This window comes from Bacteroides sp. AR20 (genome assembly GCF_964250605.1).
GTDB classification, from domain to species: Bacteria; Bacteroidota; Bacteroidia; order Bacteroidales; family Bacteroidaceae; genus Bacteroides; species Bacteroides uniformis.
This window is the reverse complement of record NZ_CAXUGK010000002.1, coordinates 117538-135845: the sequence shown is the minus strand read 5'-3', so window position 1 is coordinate 135845 and position 18308 is coordinate 117538. Positions and strand designations below refer to the sequence as shown.

At 47.7% G+C, this 18308-nt stretch carries 15 protein-coding genes and 1 pseudogene; 12 read left to right on the top strand and 4 right to left on the bottom strand.

From position 1 onward, the window contains the following. Position 1 precedes the first annotated feature (1 nt). Entirely contained in the window at positions 2-475 is a 474-nt protein-coding gene (locus ACESTD_RS01800; protein ID WP_008662204.1) for a metalloprotease family protein, read from the bottom strand. A 171-nt stretch (positions 476-646) separates the two neighbouring features. Between ACESTD_RS01800 and ACESTD_RS01795 the strand changes: the two genes are divergently transcribed. The 3 genes from ACESTD_RS01795 to ACESTD_RS01785 all read left to right on the top strand — a co-directional run bounded on the left by ACESTD_RS01795 (position 647) and on the right by ACESTD_RS01785 (position 3038). Further along, positions 647-1345 carry a response regulator transcription factor gene (locus ACESTD_RS01795; protein WP_034532712.1) on the top strand — a complete coding sequence of 233 codons (699 nt, stop codon included), beginning with the start codon at positions 647-649 and terminating at the stop codon, positions 1343-1345. A gap of 110 nt (positions 1346-1455) precedes the next feature. Continuing rightward, positions 1456-2322 carry a hypothetical protein gene (locus tag ACESTD_RS01790; protein WP_373158624.1) on the top strand — a complete coding sequence of 289 codons (867 nt, stop codon included), beginning with the start codon at positions 1456-1458 and terminating at the stop codon, positions 2320-2322. 290 nt (positions 2323-2612) lie between these two features. Next, positions 2613-3038 (top strand): DUF3836 domain-containing protein, encoded by a 426-nt coding sequence (locus ACESTD_RS01785; protein ID WP_008662201.1) that lies wholly within the window; start codon positions 2613-2615, stop codon positions 3036-3038. Positions 3039-3123: 85 nt separating this feature from the next. Here the strand turns inward: ACESTD_RS01785 and ACESTD_RS01780 are convergent, their stop codons facing one another. Further along, positions 3124-4389: a S41 family peptidase gene (locus tag ACESTD_RS01780; protein WP_057256608.1), complete on the bottom strand. Its 1266-nt coding sequence runs from the start codon at positions 4387-4389 to the stop codon at positions 3124-3126. A 199-nt stretch (positions 4390-4588) separates the two neighbouring features. Between ACESTD_RS01780 and ACESTD_RS01775 the strand changes: the two genes are divergently transcribed. The 7 genes from ACESTD_RS01775 to ACESTD_RS01745 all read left to right on the top strand — a co-directional run bounded on the left by ACESTD_RS01775 (position 4589) and on the right by ACESTD_RS01745 (position 10994). Beyond that, positions 4589-4945, top strand: coding sequence for a cupin domain-containing protein (locus ACESTD_RS01775; RefSeq protein WP_005824807.1), 357 nt, complete (start codon positions 4589-4591; stop codon positions 4943-4945). A 596-nt stretch (positions 4946-5541) separates the two neighbouring features. After that, on the top strand, positions 5542-6063 hold the full coding sequence (locus ACESTD_RS01770) for a DUF3836 domain-containing protein (RefSeq protein ID WP_005824811.1): 522 nt from the start codon (positions 5542-5544) through the stop codon (positions 6061-6063). Positions 6064-6571: 508 nt separating this feature from the next. Beyond that, positions 6572-7954: a TolC family protein gene (locus ACESTD_RS01765; protein WP_272195413.1), complete on the top strand. Its 1383-nt coding sequence runs from the start codon at positions 6572-6574 to the stop codon at positions 7952-7954. Between the two features lie 2 nt (positions 7955-7956). Then, entirely contained in the window at positions 7957-8985 is a 1029-nt protein-coding gene (locus ACESTD_RS01760; RefSeq protein ID WP_373158625.1) for an HlyD family secretion protein, read from the top strand. Further along, on the top strand, positions 8985-10610 hold the full coding sequence (locus ACESTD_RS01755) for a hypothetical protein (RefSeq protein WP_130080704.1): 1626 nt from the start codon (positions 8985-8987) through the stop codon (positions 10608-10610). The genes ACESTD_RS01760 and ACESTD_RS01755 overlap by 1 nt, the downstream gene beginning before the upstream one ends. Beyond that, positions 10594-10773 carry a hypothetical protein gene (locus ACESTD_RS01750; RefSeq protein WP_130080703.1) on the top strand — a complete coding sequence of 60 codons (180 nt, stop codon included), beginning with the start codon at positions 10594-10596 and terminating at the stop codon, positions 10771-10773. Before ACESTD_RS01755 ends, ACESTD_RS01750 begins: the two co-directional genes overlap by 17 nt. After that, the gene (locus ACESTD_RS01745) at positions 10770-10994 is read left to right on the top strand and encodes a hypothetical protein (RefSeq protein ID WP_229078195.1); all 225 of its coding nucleotides are present in this window, start codon (positions 10770-10772) and stop codon (positions 10992-10994) included. The genes ACESTD_RS01750 and ACESTD_RS01745 overlap by 4 nt, the downstream gene beginning before the upstream one ends. A gap of 300 nt (positions 10995-11294) precedes the next feature. Here the strand turns inward: ACESTD_RS01745 and ACESTD_RS01740 are convergent. Together ACESTD_RS01740 and ACESTD_RS01735 are read right to left on the bottom strand one after the other, a co-directional pair. After that, positions 11295-12890, bottom strand: a pseudogene (locus ACESTD_RS01740) (glycoside hydrolase family 3 protein); the annotation flags it as partial. Positions 12891-12915: 25 nt separating this feature from the next. After that, positions 12916-14091, bottom strand: coding sequence for an acyltransferase (locus tag ACESTD_RS01735; RefSeq protein WP_057087309.1), 1176 nt, complete (start codon positions 14089-14091; stop codon positions 12916-12918). Positions 14092-14389: 298 nt separating this feature from the next. Here ACESTD_RS01735 and ACESTD_RS01730 point away from each other — a divergent pair, with 298 nt between their 5' ends. Continuing rightward, positions 14390-15226: an AraC family transcriptional regulator gene (locus ACESTD_RS01730; protein ID WP_070100921.1), complete on the top strand. Its 837-nt coding sequence runs from the start codon at positions 14390-14392 to the stop codon at positions 15224-15226. Between the two features lie 331 nt (positions 15227-15557). After that, positions 15558-18173, top strand: coding sequence for a DNA mismatch repair protein MutS (gene mutS, locus ACESTD_RS01725; RefSeq protein WP_242364609.1), 2616 nt, complete (start codon positions 15558-15560; stop codon positions 18171-18173). Positions 18174-18308: the final 135 nt, after the last annotated feature.

Below are 18308 nucleotides of genomic sequence, written 5' to 3'. Positions count from 1 at the left end.
TTTACCACACGTGGAGATTCAATCCTTCTGATTTGTCAGTAATATAGGAGTCTCCGCCGAATGAGCGTAATTGCCAGAGGATGTAAAGGTCGTCGAAACTCATGACAGCCAGTAATATTCCAAATCGTGTGACATCATAATTGCCACTTGTCATACCATATATAAGGGGCAATATACCCAGTAGCAGGAAGGGCAGCAGGCATGTGGTGCGATATTGCCACATGCGTATCGGCGAAAACAATCTGAACAACAGTTTATGTAGGAATAGATTTACCAGGACAGCTGCCAATATACACATGAAGAATCTGACCAGCGATAGATGGCTGGTTGTTTCTCCATGTATCGACTGAAACAGAATCAGCATTGGTACTGCAAATACTATGGCAGCTATGATGCCGTATTTATTAATCCTCTTGCCCGAAACTACTATCTCTGTCCCTTTTCGGCTTTTTGTTATTGAAATATCTGCTTTCATAGTGTGGATTTTTTGTATTGATGTTGCAAAGGTAGAGTGGGGCACATGCTTCATAAGTTATCGCTACGTTAATATTAGGTTAAGAGGCGTTGTTTTCCTCGTTTATTTTATAGCAATATGACTGTTGCATTCATTCTTTTCCTTATTTTTGCAATATATAATAAACGCATTATGATAAAGTTATTGTTGGTAGAAGACGATGCAAGCTTGAGATATATAGTTCAGGGAGGGTTGGAAGATATGATAGGCGGTTATGAAGTGATTACTGCCGCCAATGGCGAGGAGGGCTTGAAACAGTGGAAAGAACAACATCCTGATGTGATAGTATCTGATATAGAAATGCCCGTTATGAACGGTTACGAGATGGTGAAGCGTATCCGCGAGACAGATGGGGAAACTCCGATTCTGTTCTCCTCTGCCCTGATATCTCCTAAAGATGTGGTAAAAGGTTATGAAATCGGTGCCAATAACTATATAAAGAAACCGTTCATTCCCGAAGAACTGGATGCACATGTCCACGCCTTATTGAAGCTTTCCAAAGGCAAAAAATCGAAAGACACGAGTCAATGCTACAAGATAGGCAAGGAATATGTGTTGGATGCCACACATGCCACTTTGAAACATGCTTCGGGTGTAAACAAGACTTTGACTGTGCGCGAGACAGGTTTGTTGCAGATGCTTTGTGAGAAGCGGGGAGACGTTATCCGCCGGGAAGCTATCTTGGATAAATTCTGGAATACGGAAGATGATTACTTTGCTTCCCGCAGCCTGGATGTATTTGTGACGAGACTTCGGAAATTTCTTTCGGAAGACGAGTCGGTAACCATTAAAACAGTGAAAGGAGTAGGATTGATACTGATAGAAAATTAATAATGTATCCTTCTATATTGCAATAATTTAGCAGTACATGTACTGTTCTTCTGGTTTATTTTCGTTATTTTTGTATAGCAGTATTATATGAATATAAAGAAGGAGGGTATATGCGTATAAAACGGAAAGTCAGTATCTCTTGTCTTGGTGCTCGTTTGGGAATCTGCCTGCTGTTGGCTTTTGTGCCGCAATTGCTTTTTGCGCAGGAAGACAGTGTACGTTTCATTCGTGACAGTATACAGATACAGCCGGAATTCAATGAATCTCTATTCTCTCCTTTTGAGCTTCCTTCTGAAAACTCTGCCCCTTCTTCCATGTTTCATCCGGAGCACTCCTATTCCCTGCCCGATTTTTCACTGAAAGAGTCTCTTCGTCTGCCTTATCAGACCAATCCTTCCCTGCTATTTCGGGGAGATTACAGTACAAGCGGTGTATTAAGACAGTTTCCTCACGGTATGTTATTCGGTTCCGGTGGGCAGACCAGCGTATCGGGTATCGGACGTTTCAACAATGCTTCCCTGGGATATCAGCATGCCTTTAACCAAAGGCTGACGCTCCAGCTTGGCGTAGATGCCATGAAGATAAATATGATTCATTCCACCGGGCAGGCTTTCAATACTTCGGGAGCTTTGCGGTATCAGGCTTCGGACCGTGTAGCTTTTAAGGTTTTCGGTTCGTATGCCATAGGAAATACTTACGGGATGGATACCCACCGCTACGGTGCCACCATGTCTCTGGATATGTCCGAACGTTTTGGTATGGAAGTTGGAGTACAACGTTATTACGATGCTTATCGCGGTCGTTGGGAGACGGTTCCCGTTGTGATTCCCTATTATAATTTCGACAAGTTTAAATTAAGTCTGGATGTAGGTGGAATCTTGTATGAGATTCTGCGTAACACCGTCTTTGATAATAGAGGGGGCAGTGGCGGAGCGACTATTGCCCCACCACGTTTTCAGATGCCGCCATTGAGATAAGATAAGTATAAATCAGCTTTTTGTAGGGACAATCATCAAACAGTTTACTACTGTTACATAATATTATTGCTAATGTAGAAATACTTTCATGATATTTCGTTTATTTTTTGTTTTGCTGTTCGTTTTTGTGCGGACAGTTGTCCGAAAATGGACATTACTATAAAATAGTTATTCTTTGATAATCAGTGATTTAATTCTTTGGCACGCAGATTGACTATATATAGGCGAAGGCGGTTACGAAACAACAACCTCCTCAGAGAAAGAAGTAATAACAATAAAAAATAACGATTATGAAAGCAACAGTATTTTCAAAAGCAGTGGTAATGATGGCAGTGGTAATGGCAAGTGTAATGAACTTTTCTGCAAGTGCGGCAACTCCTGCCGATTATGTGAAAAACGAGGAGATGACCGGCGAACTGATGACCGCCAAGACTATCTTCCGCAATGAGGACGGACACCTTTTCCGTCACCTCCGCTACACTTACACTTATGACAGTGAGAACCGTGTGACGAGCAAGGAAGCTTTCAAGTGGGATAGCGTAAAGGAAGCCTGGGTGCCTTATTTCAAGCTGGATGTTGAATACACTGACAGTGAAGTTGAGTTGAACTATGCCCGTTGGAACAGTAGAACTAATGGTTACGACAGCTATACGCAAACTACCGTTTACGAACTGAATGACAGCAATGCGGCTTTGATGTTGGCAAGTACCAAATAAAGGATAATATATCAAATACAAAAGAGCCAAGTATCGTGAGGTGACACACCTTTGATACTTGGCTCTTTTTCGTTGAGGAAATGTATTATTGTTTCTCTGTTATCAGTCCGACAGCATAATTCAGCACTGTATCTTCATCCTTCATGAAATCTGCTACGGTTTGGGATACTTGATGATGGGGCGGTATGCCTATACCTTCCATGGGGAAACCTTTAGAAGAGACGTCCGGCTGGCGGGTAGGGATACGGAAATAGGTCCGCTGTTTGGTACAGAAAGGACGGGGGCCATTGCCGGTATCCCCTCCGGTAGCTTCGCCGATGAGGGTGACATTTCCGCTTTCCTTCATGTCGAGTGTGAAGCTCTCGGCAGCAGAGAGCGTATATGTGTCGGTCAGCAGATAGATTTTACCTTTATAGGCGTCGGTTTCGGGCTGCATGATGTAGTTCTTGCTGACGCAGTGTGGTTGTGCTTCGCGGATGAAGTACTTGCAGATGTCTACTCCATTCATGCTGTTTCCTCCTCCGTTTCTACGTACGTCTATAATGAGGTATGGTAAATCCTTGACTTTGGGATAGACCGCCTTGAAATCTTCCATGACGGGATTCATCATGGTTTTGATGGTAAGGTAACCAATGCTGTCTTGTAATATCCTGCTCTCCACCGTTTGTTCTTCGCTATCCGGAAAATAGTCCCTTTGTTTCAAGGGAAGGGTGATGGTCAGAGTATCGCCCCCTCTCAGTAGTGTATAGTTTCTTAGGGTGTCTGCATAACTACGGAACGCATCATAGGCTGTACGGAGCCGTCTGTGGGGGACGGTAGATGCTTCGGTATATTTTTCGTTCTGTTCAATCCATTGTTTATAGGGGAGTCCGTTGATAGCTATAATCCGGTCTTTGTCCTGGAAGCCGTATTCTGTCAGATAGTCACTGGGTTTGTCAACGAACAAGGAATCCTCTATAAAGGCTACGCGCTGATTGGCTGTGTACCTCTTGTAGCAGGTAATGGCGTGGGCGCATTGTAAGGCAGAGATGTATTCCTGCACTATCAGTCCGTAGTCTGTGGTGGTCTGCGCCTGGCGAACGCGGGCGTCACAAGCTTGATACAATGAATCCATATTCAGATGCTTGGCTTGGTATAATGAATAATTCTCCATGACAATCTGGTGTATTTCTTTGAAATCTTCTTCAAACTGCGAGGGGGTTAACGGTAGTTCCGCGATGTAGAAGTTTTCTACATCAATCTGCTTGTCATTATAGAAATAGTTGGCATAAACATACAAACCACACCAAATGGTTGCCAGTACAGCCATTACGATGACTATTACTTTTGAAATTTTTTTCAGAATCTTCATGTTTTATAGAGTTTAGTCGATATTTGCTTTTTCGGCAAAAATAGTAATAATTTTTGTTAATCTTATTTTTCTAACTCCTTATTTGCCAATAATGGTAACATGGAGGTAACTAACTGAGCTTCAAGTGCATTCTTGTACGATGTCTGGTAGTTGGCTAACTTTGCAGCCGTAAATCAAAACATACTAAGGAGAAGTGATTATGAAGAACTATCAAAAAGTAAATGTGCCCGCAGGCGAGGCACGTGTCGAGTTGCACGATTCATTGAATCTGACTGGTGCAGAAGTATCTATCAGCAATTTGCCGGCTGGTGCAGGAGTACCTTTTGTGCATTCGCACAAGCAAAATGAAGAAATTTATGCCGTCCTCTCCGGACGCGGCACCATGGTGGTTGACGGAGAAACCGTAGAACTGCAGGCGGGTGACTGGCTTCGCGTGGCTCCGGCAGGAGAACGCCAATTGTCGGCTGCGGCAGACAGCGCCATCAGTGTGATTTGTATTCAGGTGAAAGCCGGCTCTCTGGAAGGCTTTACGATGACGGACGGTGTGGTGAAGTAAGAGGAAGTCACACAAGTAAAATTAAGGTGATAGGGGATGGTCTGTGGTGCAGGCTATTCCCTATTGTCATATGATGTGCAGTGATTTATTGACTGCGATTTGTTTTAAGTCAAAATAATCATATATTTTGTACTATACCTAAGAAAACAGACTATGTCAACTGATGCAATAAAACAGAAATTATGATTAAATTGAAGAAAGAGCATTGTTTCTGTCACATAACGAGGACCCAATCAAAGAGCTTAAAACTAAGAATTGAAAACATAATATCATGCCCCAGCATAATGCCATCAAGCTTTTCGAAGCGAAGAAAGTCCGAACCGTTTGGGACGACATAGAAGAAAGATGGTACTTCTCAATAGTAGATGTGGTGACAGTCTGCTGTATGCCTATCCAGTTACGTCTCCGATAGATTGGAAAAGGAAAGATATAAGAGGAAACGTGTTTTCATTTTGTTCTTGTTTTGGGCGCAAAAGTAATAAATATCTCCGTTAACCTAACATTAACGTAACGATAACCTAAAAGCTTTTTACCACCTCCTATCTTTGCAATGTCGAAAGGGAACAACTCCCCCAAAGACAAGAACTTGAAACAAAATGTATAACTTAAAAAATAGAACCATTATGAAGACTTTAGTAATTTCAGCAATCATCGCAATGACCTCTTTAGTAAACGTAGTAAGCGCAGCAGCCGTTAACCGTACAGACAACTTTGCCTATAATACCGAAACCAACGACGGCCGTGTGGAAACACAAACCGTATTCAAAGTGGAGAATCAGAAATTCCTGCACCGCCACCTGAAGTACAATTATATTTACGACAACTCCGGTCGCATCTCCCAAAAAGAAGTGCTGAAATGGAACGAATCCACGCAAAGCTTTGAGAAGCACCACAGTCTTAACTTCTTCTATACGGACGACGTCACTGTGGAATACGCCCTCTGGAACGAGCAAAGCAATGCCTACACCGACATCAAGCAGAAAGCCGTCTATCGGCAGACCGACAGCAGTGTCTTGCGCTACCTCAGTTACGAATGGGACGAAAAGAACAATGACTGGAGCTTGACAGCAGACCATCACATGACGGATGAATCTGTGCAGCTATTGGCAGAGAAATAAGAACAGATTTGAATAAGCTGATTTTCTGTAATTATATAGGCAATGCGTTTTTTTTGTTTTCCGGCACCAGGGAAGGCAGAGTTCCCCGGTGTCGGAGAGGGTGTTCCTCGGTGCCGGAGAAATACCCATTTAAAAGGCGTTTGGAGTGGCATTACGCATTGCAACATTGAAACGCTAAAATTGTCAATAAGAAAAAGGATGATACCATGCTTTTCAAACATTAATTTTTGATACTTACCGACTTTTTTTAACCCTATTTCGACTTTTTATTTGTACTTTTGCACCGGATTTCTTAATCAATAGTGCTCGAAATTCGGTTCTCATCTTTTTTATATTCCCTGATGAGGCCGTTTGTAGCGCATTGTGGCAGATGTTGTACTGTCCGGACTCTTATGGTTCATTATTAGTATTTCCGAGGGAATGAACAGAGGTTAACGGCTTATAGTTAACGGTTAGAGGAAAAAATAATGAACAACAATACATCTATTTTTATTTCATGAACAAACTTATGGTTTATTCTGCTCTGGCTGTCGCTCTGATGGCCGGAGAGCCTTGTCTTGTGCCTATATATGCACAAGACAAGGCTGTGCAGGCGATGACACTCACGGCACTTTACAATCTTGCTGACCAACAGAGTCAGAAGGTGAGGGTGAGTGAGGTGGCTTTGCAGGCAGCCAGCGAAGGGGTGGCAGCAGCCAAATCGGCTTTGCTGCCGAGTGTGGATTTGAGCCTTCAAGGCAGTTATACGGGCAATGCCTTCATGCTGTCGCGAGGTTTTTCGACCGATGGAACGACCGATTACATCGTGCCGGGTATGGGAGCTATTCCCGTGGCAAACGGTAAGCAGGACACCCCCCATTGGGGAAATAGTTTCACGGCTCAGGTGTCGCAGGTTGTGTATGCCGGTGGCGCTATCCGTTCGGGCATCCGCATGGCAGAATTGGGCGAAAAAATGGCAGAACTCGATGTGGAGAAGAACCGCCAGGAGGTGCGCTTCTTGTTGACGGGTTACTATCTTGACCTCTACAAGTTAGGCAATCAGATAGAAGTGGTGCGTCAGAATATCGCACTTACGCAGAAGGAGATTGACCAAATGAAAGCCCGCCGTGAGCAGGGTACTGTTTTGCAGAACGACATCACTCGCTATGAATTCCAGTTGCAGAGTCTTGAACTCACACTGACAAAGCTCACCGATGTTTCTACCATCATCAACCATCAACTGGTTACAACGCTTCATTTACCGGAGCAGACGGTTATAGTTCCCGATAAGAATGAGCTCAACACAGAAATAGACGCACTCTCGGCAATCGCCGTTCAAGACACATGGCAGCAGACGGCAACGGACAACAATCTTGGTATCCGCCAGGCAACGGTTGCCACAAATCTGGCAGAGCAGAAGGTGAAGCAGGCAAAGGCGGAGTCATTGCCTTCGGTGGCTGTCGTGGCAGAGAATCATCTCTTTGGTCCTTATACACAAGACCTCATCCCGAAGGATTGCAATGTAAACGTGTGGTTTGTCGGGATAGGCGTAAAGTTTAATCTTGGCAGTCTTTGGAAGAACAAACACCATATCCGCAAGGCACGTACAGAGTATCGGCAGTCGAGGGAAGCGCTCGCCTTGGCTCGTGAGGGTGTGGAGAATGCTGTACAGGCAAACTACACCAACCTCCTTACGTCCTACACCGAGGTGAAGACACAGCAGAAGCAGGTGGAACTTGCCAATCAGAACTACTCCGTGGTGCAGAACCGTTATCAGAACGACCTTGCACTCCTTACCGACATGGTCGATGCCTCCAACATGAAACTCTCCGCCGAAATGGCACTGGTCAATGCCCGCATCAGCATGCTTTATAATTTCTATACACTCAAATACGTAACAAATACTTTATAATAATGGAAAAGAACAAGATACACATCTATTTATACAATGCGCTCATCGTGCTTTGCCTCTTGGGTGGAGCCGTTTATGTGGTGAGCCAGTTTATGCATTTCGGCGGTGGAGAATTTACCGACAATGCCCGTGTACGCCAGAACGTCGTGCCTCAGAGCAGCCGTGTGCAAGGCTTCATCCGTGAGGTACGGTTCGCGGATTTCCAGCAAGTAAAGAAAGGCGATACGCTTGCCATCATCGAGGATGCCGAATTTCGCTTGCGACTGGCCCAAGCCGAGACCGACCTTATCCGTGCCGAACACGGTTCGCAGGGAACGGCAAGCAGCATCGTTACCACCAAGACAAGCATGACCGTTACCGAAGCCGGCATCGAATCCGTACGTGTACAGATGGAGAATGCCATGCGTGAGGATACTCGTTTCAAGAAGCTCCTCAGTCAGGATGCTGTTACCCGACAACAATATGATAAAGTACATACGGGCTATCTGAGTGCCAAGGCAGCCTACGAGCAGGCGGTTCGTTCACGTCAGATGCAGTCGGCTGTTGTGGCCGAACAGGGGCATCACCTTTCCGTTTCGGAGCAGGGCATCGAACTGGCTCGTCGTGCCGTCGACCTCGCCCGTCTCAACCTCTCCTATTGCTACATCATTGCCACTTGTAACGGTACCGTTGGCACGAAGGATATTCACGTAGGTCAGCTTGTCAATCCGGGCCAGGTACTGGTGAGTATTGTTGACAATGGTGAACGTTGGGTTGAGGCAAACTACAAGGAAAGCCAGTTGCCTCACATCAAGGTGGGTGGTAAAGCTGAGATTACAGCCGATGCCGTTCCCGGTATACAATATACGGGTACGGTGGAACGTATCTCTGATGCTACCGGCAGTGCCTTCTCACTTATTCCCATCGACAATGCCACGGGTAATTTTGTGAAGGTCGAACAGCGCGTCACCGTACGCATCAAGCTCGATGAGAATGCTGATGTTGCCAGGCTCAAGGGCGGTTATAATGTGGAATGTATCGTTGAGGAGTAATGGGACAATTGACTGAATTCTTTATGAAGAGCGCCGGTGGCCCTCCACCCGGCATGGGCTTTTCCATGCCTATGATGAAGGGATGGGTACCTCGCCGGATACAGCCGTGGCTGTACGTGCTGACCGCCTTTTGCTTCCAGTTCGGCGGTGGCATCTACCTTGGTGCACTGGATGGCATTCGTGGCACCACCGACTTCATGATTGAGGACGTGCTCTTTCTGCTTTATGCCACCCTCGCGGGCATGGCTGTCTATTTTCCTATGCTTTTCCGCATGAAGTTCCGCTTCACCAACAAGCAGTTGCTCTGCGGTTCTGCCATCGTTCTTGCCGTATGCAATGTGCTGACGATGCATTGCCAGTCGATGCCTGTGCTCATGATAGTGTGCTTCATAGCCGGAATGGCTAAGATACAGGGCACGTTCGAGTGCATGAGCAACATCCAGCTTTGGATTACCCCCCGACGCGATTTTGCCGTTTTCTTCCCCGTGCTTCACATCATCCTGCTCACCGCCATCGAGGGTAGCGGATGGCTTGCCGCCTGGTTCGGTCATCATTTCACATGGCAGATGATGCACGTCTTCACCATCGGCACTATGTCGTTCGTATTGCTCATGCAGGCCATCTTCTGCCGTCCGTTTTGTCCCATGCCCCAGCGTCTGTCGCTCAAAGGTATCGACTTTCAGGGAGCATTGCTCATCTGCGGACTGATGCTCGTGGTGTCGTACATTGTAGTGTACGGCGACTATTTCATGTGGTTCGATACCCTCCGCATACGCCTTCTGTTCGGTGCTGCCATTGTGCTTTCCGGCATTGTGCTCTACCGCCTGCGCTACTACCGTTACCCCTACATCGAGCTTGGTCTTTTTACACGTCGCAACGTTGTTTCCATCCTCCTCGTCACCTTCTTTGCCGAACTTGCTTTCGGTGCTGAACACACGATGGAAGAGATACTCTACAGCGAAGTCATCCGGCTGGAGGAGCTGACCAAAGAGTCGCAGTATATGTGGGCACTTCCCGGCATGTACCTCGGTATCCTGCTCGATCTCTATTGGCTGAAAGTCAAGAAGTGGAAGGTGTGGAAACTCTTCGGCATTGCCTTCATCGGTATCGCACTCTATGGCATGCTGATGTACTTCACGCTTGACATAAACGTCAATATCGAGCAGTACCGTTTTGCCATCTTCTTGCGAGGATTTGCGTATGCCATCCTTGTCCCGACATTGATGTGGGCTTTAGACGAATCAGTGCCAAGTCTTGAGCAGTTCTTCATGGGCTTGTTCGTGTTCAACATCCTCCACATGTATCTGGCAGGAGCGGCAGGTTATGGCATTTATACCACTATCTTCTCGCACTTTATGAACGACAACATGATGAGCTACGGACAGCAACTCACTCTCACGCATTTGGATATGGCGCACTTCAACCTCGGCGAATACGTTGGCCGCGACTTCCTGCACTCCATGATGATGGTGGCAATGAAGCAGGTCTATGGCTATGTTATCTGGTTCGCTTTAGGCCTTGCCGCCCTCTTCCTGCTGTGCGACATTCCTGCTGTCCGTACAAATATCCGCAAAGTTCCCCGCTGGCCGGTTTATGCCATCGAGTATCTTGCGAGAAGGAAGTAAAGGCGCCGGCAAAGCAGAAGATTTCATCGGCAGTGATATTACAGCTCTGCGCATCTGTTTCTGGGTAAACAGTGACATCCGTATCACGGCATCCGGCACTACCCGTACCGAGGGACTTGCGCTGAAGGGAGGCTTTCTTTTCTCCAAAAATGACCGGTATTGATTCGGGACAGACGGGCATCATCGTCAATCTGGCCGGTAGTGAGCGTGGAGTGGATGATGGAGAAGGAGGTGGAGGCATTACTGAAGGAGCGTCTCAGTACCCGTGGCTTTACGTTTACCAACATACAGTCGTCCGTGAAACCCAACGATGTGCTGCAAGCTGCCATTGTCTACCGGTGGAAATACGTTACCATTCTTGAAGTTGCAATGACAAGCTCATGAGAACTCATTGGCAACTTGATTCTTTGGGGAAGGTACTGATTGTGTACGCGGGTACTCACAAATAAATCAAGCGGTAAGCCATCTATCTTTTTCTTTGCTAAGATTTATTCGTCCGATACTTGTTGAATTATCGTCCGACAGCTGTTGCAGATTCGTCCGACAACTGTCGGACGATAATTCAACGGCTGTCGGACGAATAAGTTTTAGTAAGCAAGAATTTAAAATGCAGTATTGCAGGAATTGTTGCTTAAATAGGGAATGTAGTAAATGGGAGACTGGCAATATAGACTACCGATTGGGAGCTCGCAGGCGAAGGCTGTCGGGGGTCATTGAAGCTATGAGGTCACTGTTGAAAAGGAGAACACTTTCTTTGCCGGCACGGCTTCCTGTATTTTTTACGTCCACAGTGAAGATAAGCTCGTCATCGGCTGTGAAGTCTGCCTTGTTTACTTTCAGATTGCTATAGCTGAAGCAGGTATAGCTTAGTCCGTATCCAAAAGCCCATTGCACGGATACAACCGCGTCATAGTCGTAGGCCCCTTCCATTTTTTCCACTTCCTCGCTCACCTTGTAGTTGTAGTTGATGAGTGAGTTGATTTCTTTCGGATAGGTGAAGGGCAGCTTTCCACTGAAGTTTTCATCACCGCTGAGCAGGTTGGCAAGGGTGTCTCCTCCGTAGTTTCCCGGCAGAATGATGTCTACTACGGCCTTTGCCATCGGCTCTATTTCATTGATGAGGCGGGGACGGCCTTCATTCAGTATAAGGATGACGGGTTTTCCCGTAGCAGACAGTGCTTTTACTAAATCGAGCTGATTGCGCGAGAGGGTCAGGTCAGTCAGGTTGCCGGGAGTTTCACAATAAGAATTTTCACCGATGCAGGCGATGATGTAATCGACTTCTGTGGCTGCTTTCACGGCTTTTTCGATTTCCGGCTTGTTTTCGGCCCAATAAGCCCCTTTTTCATTGTAGGTGACGCCGGGTGGCGTCATTAATGCGGCTTATGGGTACTTCGCCTTCGTGTACAAGTTCTTTCAGCAGTGTACAGAAATCCCATTCATAAGGTTCCATGGCCATGTCGATACCTGCGTTGATGGCGATTTTGATGGCTTCTTTCTTGTCGGCTGCCACTTTTTCGCGGCGCCAGAGGTTGTTGATGTCAGCCCAGTCCGTGACAAGTACTCCATCCCAGTTCAGTTCTTCTTTCAGCCATTAGGTCAAGAGTTTGTAATTGGCGTGTACGGGCAATCCGTTGACTTGCCATGACGGATAATGCTCCTGCTTTTACACAAGCCAGGAAAGGAGCAAAGTGTTTCTCACGAAGGTCTTGAGCCGAGATGTATACCGGTGTACGGTCTTTTCCGGTGAAGGGGACGCTGTAGCCCATATAATGCTTTAGCGATACGGCAATATTTTGTTTGCCGATATGGTTCGGGTCTTCTCCTTGGAAGCCGAGTACGGCAGCCCGCCCCATTTCTGCATTGACGTAGCAGTCTTCGCCATAATTCTCCCATATGCGTGGCCAGCGGGGATCGCGTCCCAGGTCGATGGTGGGAGAATAAGTCCACGGGCAGCTGCCGGCTTTGGTTTCATAGGCAGTAATACGTGCGGCTTCACGGGCCAGGTTGCGGTTGAAGGAAGCAGCCACATTGATGTTTTGAGGAAAGAGCGTTCCACCCATTGTGTAGGTTGTCCCGTGATTTTGGTCCAGTCCATAGATGCAGGGTATGCCAATTTCTCTCATGGCCTATTTTCTCTTCAAGGGTCATTTTTTTCAGTAGGGCTTCCACTTTCTGCTCTATTTTTTTGTCTTGTGGAATGGCTGGGGCAGTTGCTTGCTGCGCCGTTGTTGGCAGGAGAAACATGCTTGCCAACAAGAAAGATTTTATTCTATTCATGGTAGTGTGTATTTGGGTTCAACAATCATTTGGATGTTTTGGTATTCTTCTTCATCAACCAGTGTTGTTTCAGCCACTCGCGTACCGGTTCGTCATACAGTTTGAGGCAAGCGTATGCAATGGCAATGGAGAGTACAAAGACGGATACGGCAATGAACAAGTGCATTCCTGCCGGTGCGTCGGGGTTATTCCGTGCCCAGGCTATCTGCATGTATATCAGCGGGAAGTGTGTGATGTACAGCGGATAGGATAGTTCGCCCAGGAATTTGCAGAGGGCTACGGAACGCTTGCCCGTGACGTTGCTGCCTGCTCCCATAGCCACTATCAGCGGAAAGAGGGCGAGCACGCTTACGGCTTCGTAGACGCCGTTCATCCATTGGCTGGTCTCGCCTCCGATGCGCGGCATCACGAGGATAACAGTCACCAGCAGGGAACACCAGTAGAATCCTCTCTTCACCTTCACCAGCTTGCCTATGCGAGACAACAGAAGACCCATGAAGAAGGGATAGAGCAGGCGTGAAATGCCTATATAGAGCTGGCCGGGTGTCAGGCTCCAGCCGCCGATGAGGGTGTAGGCGGCTTCTCCCCGCGATGAAAGAAGCCCAAAGGTATCTATGTTGAGCGTGACGTCGAGCGTAAGGCAGGCAGAGAGTCCGACGAATATGCCCAGTGCCAGTTTGGAGAAGCGGCGGATGAATAGGGCATAGAGCACATTGGCAATATATTCCCACATCAGCGACCAGGTGGGGCCGTTCAACGCGTTTGTTTCCCACCAGCCCCGGATGTCCCATGAAGTGGGGGTGGGGAACATAAGGCAGCCCAGGAGTGTCATCAGCAGCACGTTCCACCACGGTGTCTGCATCACCATCGGGAAGGCGGAGCAGGCACTGAAGTAGAATAGGGAGGCGCCGAGGAGTGTACCCATAATCACCATGGGGTGCAGGCGTACCAAGCGTCGCTTGAAGAAGTCCCACGTTGTCATACGGTCCCAGCGGTCGTCGTAGGCATAACCGATGACGAAGCCGGAGAGTACGAAGAAGAAGTCCACGGCCAAGTAGCCGTGGTTCAAAATCTGGTGGGCAGGCCCTGCGGAATAGGTTTCAAAAAGATGGAAAGCTACCACGATTATTGCGGCTACGCCGCGAAGCCCGTCCAGTATTTCGTAACGCGGCTTGGATGCTAAATAAGTTGTTGTCTTCATTGGAATTATGTTTGTTGTTAGATTAATATTCTTCTAAAATGCGGACGTGTCATGACCACCACAGATTACACAGATTATTTTAGGAGCTCTGATAATCAAGAACTTTTATCGGTGTTAATCTGTGTAATCTGTGGTGAGTGTGTATTTTGACATATCCTCAGACAATCCGGATTCCCGGCATAACTTTATTTCGCGGGCAAAGTTAGTCTGCAATTTCTCCGGGCATTTCTCTTATTGTTTATTAGGATTGTCTTATATTTGCATTTACTCCCCTTCAGGGAGATATTTTACCCAAATTATGAATGATAATGCAGTGCCTCGGCCGGAAAACACTTCTTTTACCTTCGACGATGTATGCCTGGCTCCCGGCGAGCAGATAGGTCTGCATGAGCAGGCAACGTGGGAGTTGTCGTATATCATCGTAGGCTCCGGCATGCGGCTGATAGGTGACCGTACTGAACCTTTCGGGAGTGGGGAAGTAGTGATAGTTCCTCCGGAGATACCGCATTGCTGGTATTTCGAGAATGATGTGACAGATGCGCAGGGGCGTATTGCCAATATCACGATAACTTTCGGCCGGGAATTTCTTGACAACTGCTGTGTTGCTTTCCCTGAGCTGCTGGAATGTACGGAGAAGCTGAAACGGAAAAGGGATGCCGTGAAGTTCGGGAAGGAAAAGTCGGCGGCTATTGCTTCCGTCCTCGAGGAGATGCGTCCTTTGGGGAGGGCTGAACGCATCCCGCTGATGATAAAACTGCTGCTTATTCTTGCCGGGAGCAAGGAAGAGAGTGTGGTGGGGCGGTATCAGAAGATGGACCCGGAACGGGAGCGAATGAATAGGATACAAGTCTACGTCGTTTGTAACGCCAAGCGGGATATTACGCTGGATGACGTTGCCCGCCACGTGGGGATGAACCGCACTTCTTTCTGTATCTTTTTCAAGAAAGTCTCGGGGAAGACTTTCGTCACTTATCTCAATGAATACCGCATTGAGCTTGCCTGCCGGCTGCTGAAACAACAAAAGGTATCCGTAGCAGAAATCTGCTATCAGGTGGGATTCAACAATGTTCCTTATTTCAACCGGGTTTTCAAGAAGATGAAGGGCGTTTCGCCGAGTGAATATGTCTTTTTGTAAGGGAAAAGGGGAAGATACGAAAGGTGTGGGCATAAAAAAAGGAGTACCGCTGTACTCCAACCTTTGTTAACCTTAAATCTAATACTATGAAAAACACATTGCAAAGGTACGGACTTTTTGCTTATCTCCAAATAAAGCAAATAAAAAAGGCTGTTTTATAACATGTTTTAGGAAAATACGTCTCTTTGTTAAGGCTTGCTAAGGTTTTGAAGCCTCTACGCAGCTGTTTTCTAAAAAAGAATTATCTTTGTCACATTAAGTTTTGGGCCTTACTTGACGATTTTCTGCTCTCTTGGCTCAAAATCCTGGAAATTAAAAATTAAAGACTTGTATGCACGAAGATATTGTCCTTACCCCGATGATGAAACAGTTCCTCGACTTGAAGGCAAAGCATCCCGATGCTGTCATGCTGTTTCGTTGTGGTGACTTCTATGAAACCTATTCCACCGATGCCGTCGTCGCGTCCGAAATCCTCGGTATTACCTTGACCAAACGTGCCAACGGCAAGGGGAAAACCATCGAAATGGCGGGCTTTCCGCATCATGCACTCGACACCTATCTGCCCAAGCTGATACGTGCCGGCAAGCGCGTGGCCATCTGCGACCAGTTGGAGGACCCGAAGTTGACAAAGAAACTCGTAAAGCGGGGCATCACGGAGCTGGTGACGCCGGGAGTCTCCATCAACGACAATGTGCTGAACTACCGGGAGAACAACTTTCTGGCTGCCGTACACTTCGGCAAGGGTGCCTGCGGTGTGGCTTTCCTGGACATATCTACGGGCGAATTTCTGACGGCGGAAGGCCCTTTCGACTATGTGGACAAGTTGCTGAACAACTTTGCCCCCAAAGAGGTGCTTTTCGAGCGTGGCAAGCGGTTGATGTTCGAAGGGAACTTCGGCAGCAAGTTCTTCACTTTCGAGCTGGACGACTGGGTGTTTACCGAGACTTCCGCCCGCGAGAAGCTGCTGAAGCATTTCGAGGTGAAGAACCTGAAAGGTTTCGGTGTGGAGCATCTCAAGAACGGTATCATCGCTTCGGGAGCTATCCTGCAATACCTCATCATGACGCAGCATACGCAGATAGGGCATGTCACTTCGCTGGCACGCATCGAGGAGGATAAGTACGTCCGTCTGGATAAGTTCACAGTGCGCAGCCTGGAGCTGATGGGGTCGATGAACGACGGCGGTAGCAGTCTGCTGAATGTGATAGACAAGACCATCAGCCCGATGGGTGCCCGCCTGCTGAAACGCTGGCTGGTATTCCCGTTGAAGGACGTGCAGCCGATTAACGAACGGCTGAATGTAGTGGAATACTTCTTCCGCCAGCCCGATTTCAAGGAGTTGATAGAGGAGCAACTGCATTTGATAGGTGACTTGGAGCGCATCATCTCCAAAGTGGCGGTAGGCCGTGTCTCTCCGCGTGAGGTAGTGGCGCTGAAGGTGGCTTTGCAGGCGATAGAACCCATCAAAGCGGCTTGCATGGATGCCGATAATGCCAGCTTGAATCATATAGGCGAGCAGTTGAACATCTGCCAGTCCATCCGCGACCGCATAGACCGGGAGATAGACAATGACCCGCCGTTGCTGATTAATAAGGGCGGTGTCATCAAGTCCGGTGTTAGTGCCGAGTTGGACGAGTTGCGCCAGATAGCCTACTCCGGTAAGGATTATCTGTTGCAGATACAGCAGCGCGAGAGTGAGCTGACGGAGATTCCCAGCTTGAAGATAGGCTACAACAATGTCTTCGGTTATTACATCGAAGTGCGCAACACGCATAAGGACAAAGTGCCGGCAGAGTGGATACGCAAGCAGACCCTTGCCAATGCCGAACGCTACATTACCCAGGAATTGAAGGAGTACGAGGAGAAGATTCTCGGTGCGGAGGACAAGATACTGGTACTGGAAACACAACTCTATGCAGAATTGGTGCAATCATTGAGCGAGTTCATCCCCGCCATTCAAATCAATGCGAACCAGATAGCGCGTCTGGACTGCCTGCTCTCCTTTGCCACGGCAGCGCGCGAGAACAACTATATACGCCCCGTCATTGCCGACGACGATGTGCTGGAAATCTGCCAGGGACGCCACCCGGTGATTGAGAAGCAGCTCCCCATCGGCGAGAAGTATATTGCCAATGATGTGATGCTGGATAGCCAGACGCAGCAGATTATCATCATTACGGGTCCCAACATGGCGGGTAAGTCTGCTTTGCTGAGGCAGACGGCGCTGATTACGCTGCTGGCTCAAATCGGCAGTTTTGTGCCTGCGGAGAGTGCCCATATCGGGTTGGTGGATAAGATATTCACCCGTGTGGGTGCCAGCGATAATATTTCCGTGGGCGAGTCTACCTTTATGGTGGAGATGAACGAGGCGGCGGATATCCTGAACAACCTTTCTCCCCGCAGCCTGGTGCTGTTCGACGAGCTGGGGCGCGGTACTTCTACATATGATGGTATTTCCATCGCCTGGGCGATTGTGGAGCATATACACGAGCATCCCAAGGCAAAAGCCCGAACCTTGTTTGCCACGCACTACCATGAGCTGAATGAGATGGAGAAGAGCTTCAAGCGTATAAAGAACTACAACGTTTCGGTGAAGGAGATAGATAACAAAGTCATCTTCTTGCGCAAATTGGAGCGCGGCGGTAGCGAACACTCTTTCGGTATTCATGTAGCCAAAATGGCAGGTATGCCCAAAAGCATCGTGAAGCGTGCCAACGACATACTGAGACAATTGGAAACGGACAATCGCCAGCAGGGAATCTCCAACAAGCCGATGGCAGAAGTAGGAGAGACGCGCGGCGGCATGCAGCTCAGCTTCTTTCAGCTCGACGACCCGGTGCTGTGCCAGATACGCGATGAGATACTGAATCTGGATGTGAATAACCTGACACCGCTGGAGGCACTGAACAAGCTGAATGATATAAAGAGGATAGTGAAAGGGAAATAACCGGATAGGGGTGTGTCAAAATTCACCACAGATTACACGGATTAACACAGAATGAGCTTAATCTACTGATAATCAAAGATGCTTATCTGTGTAATCGGTGGTGAATACCAGTTTTGACACATCCTCATTCGGATT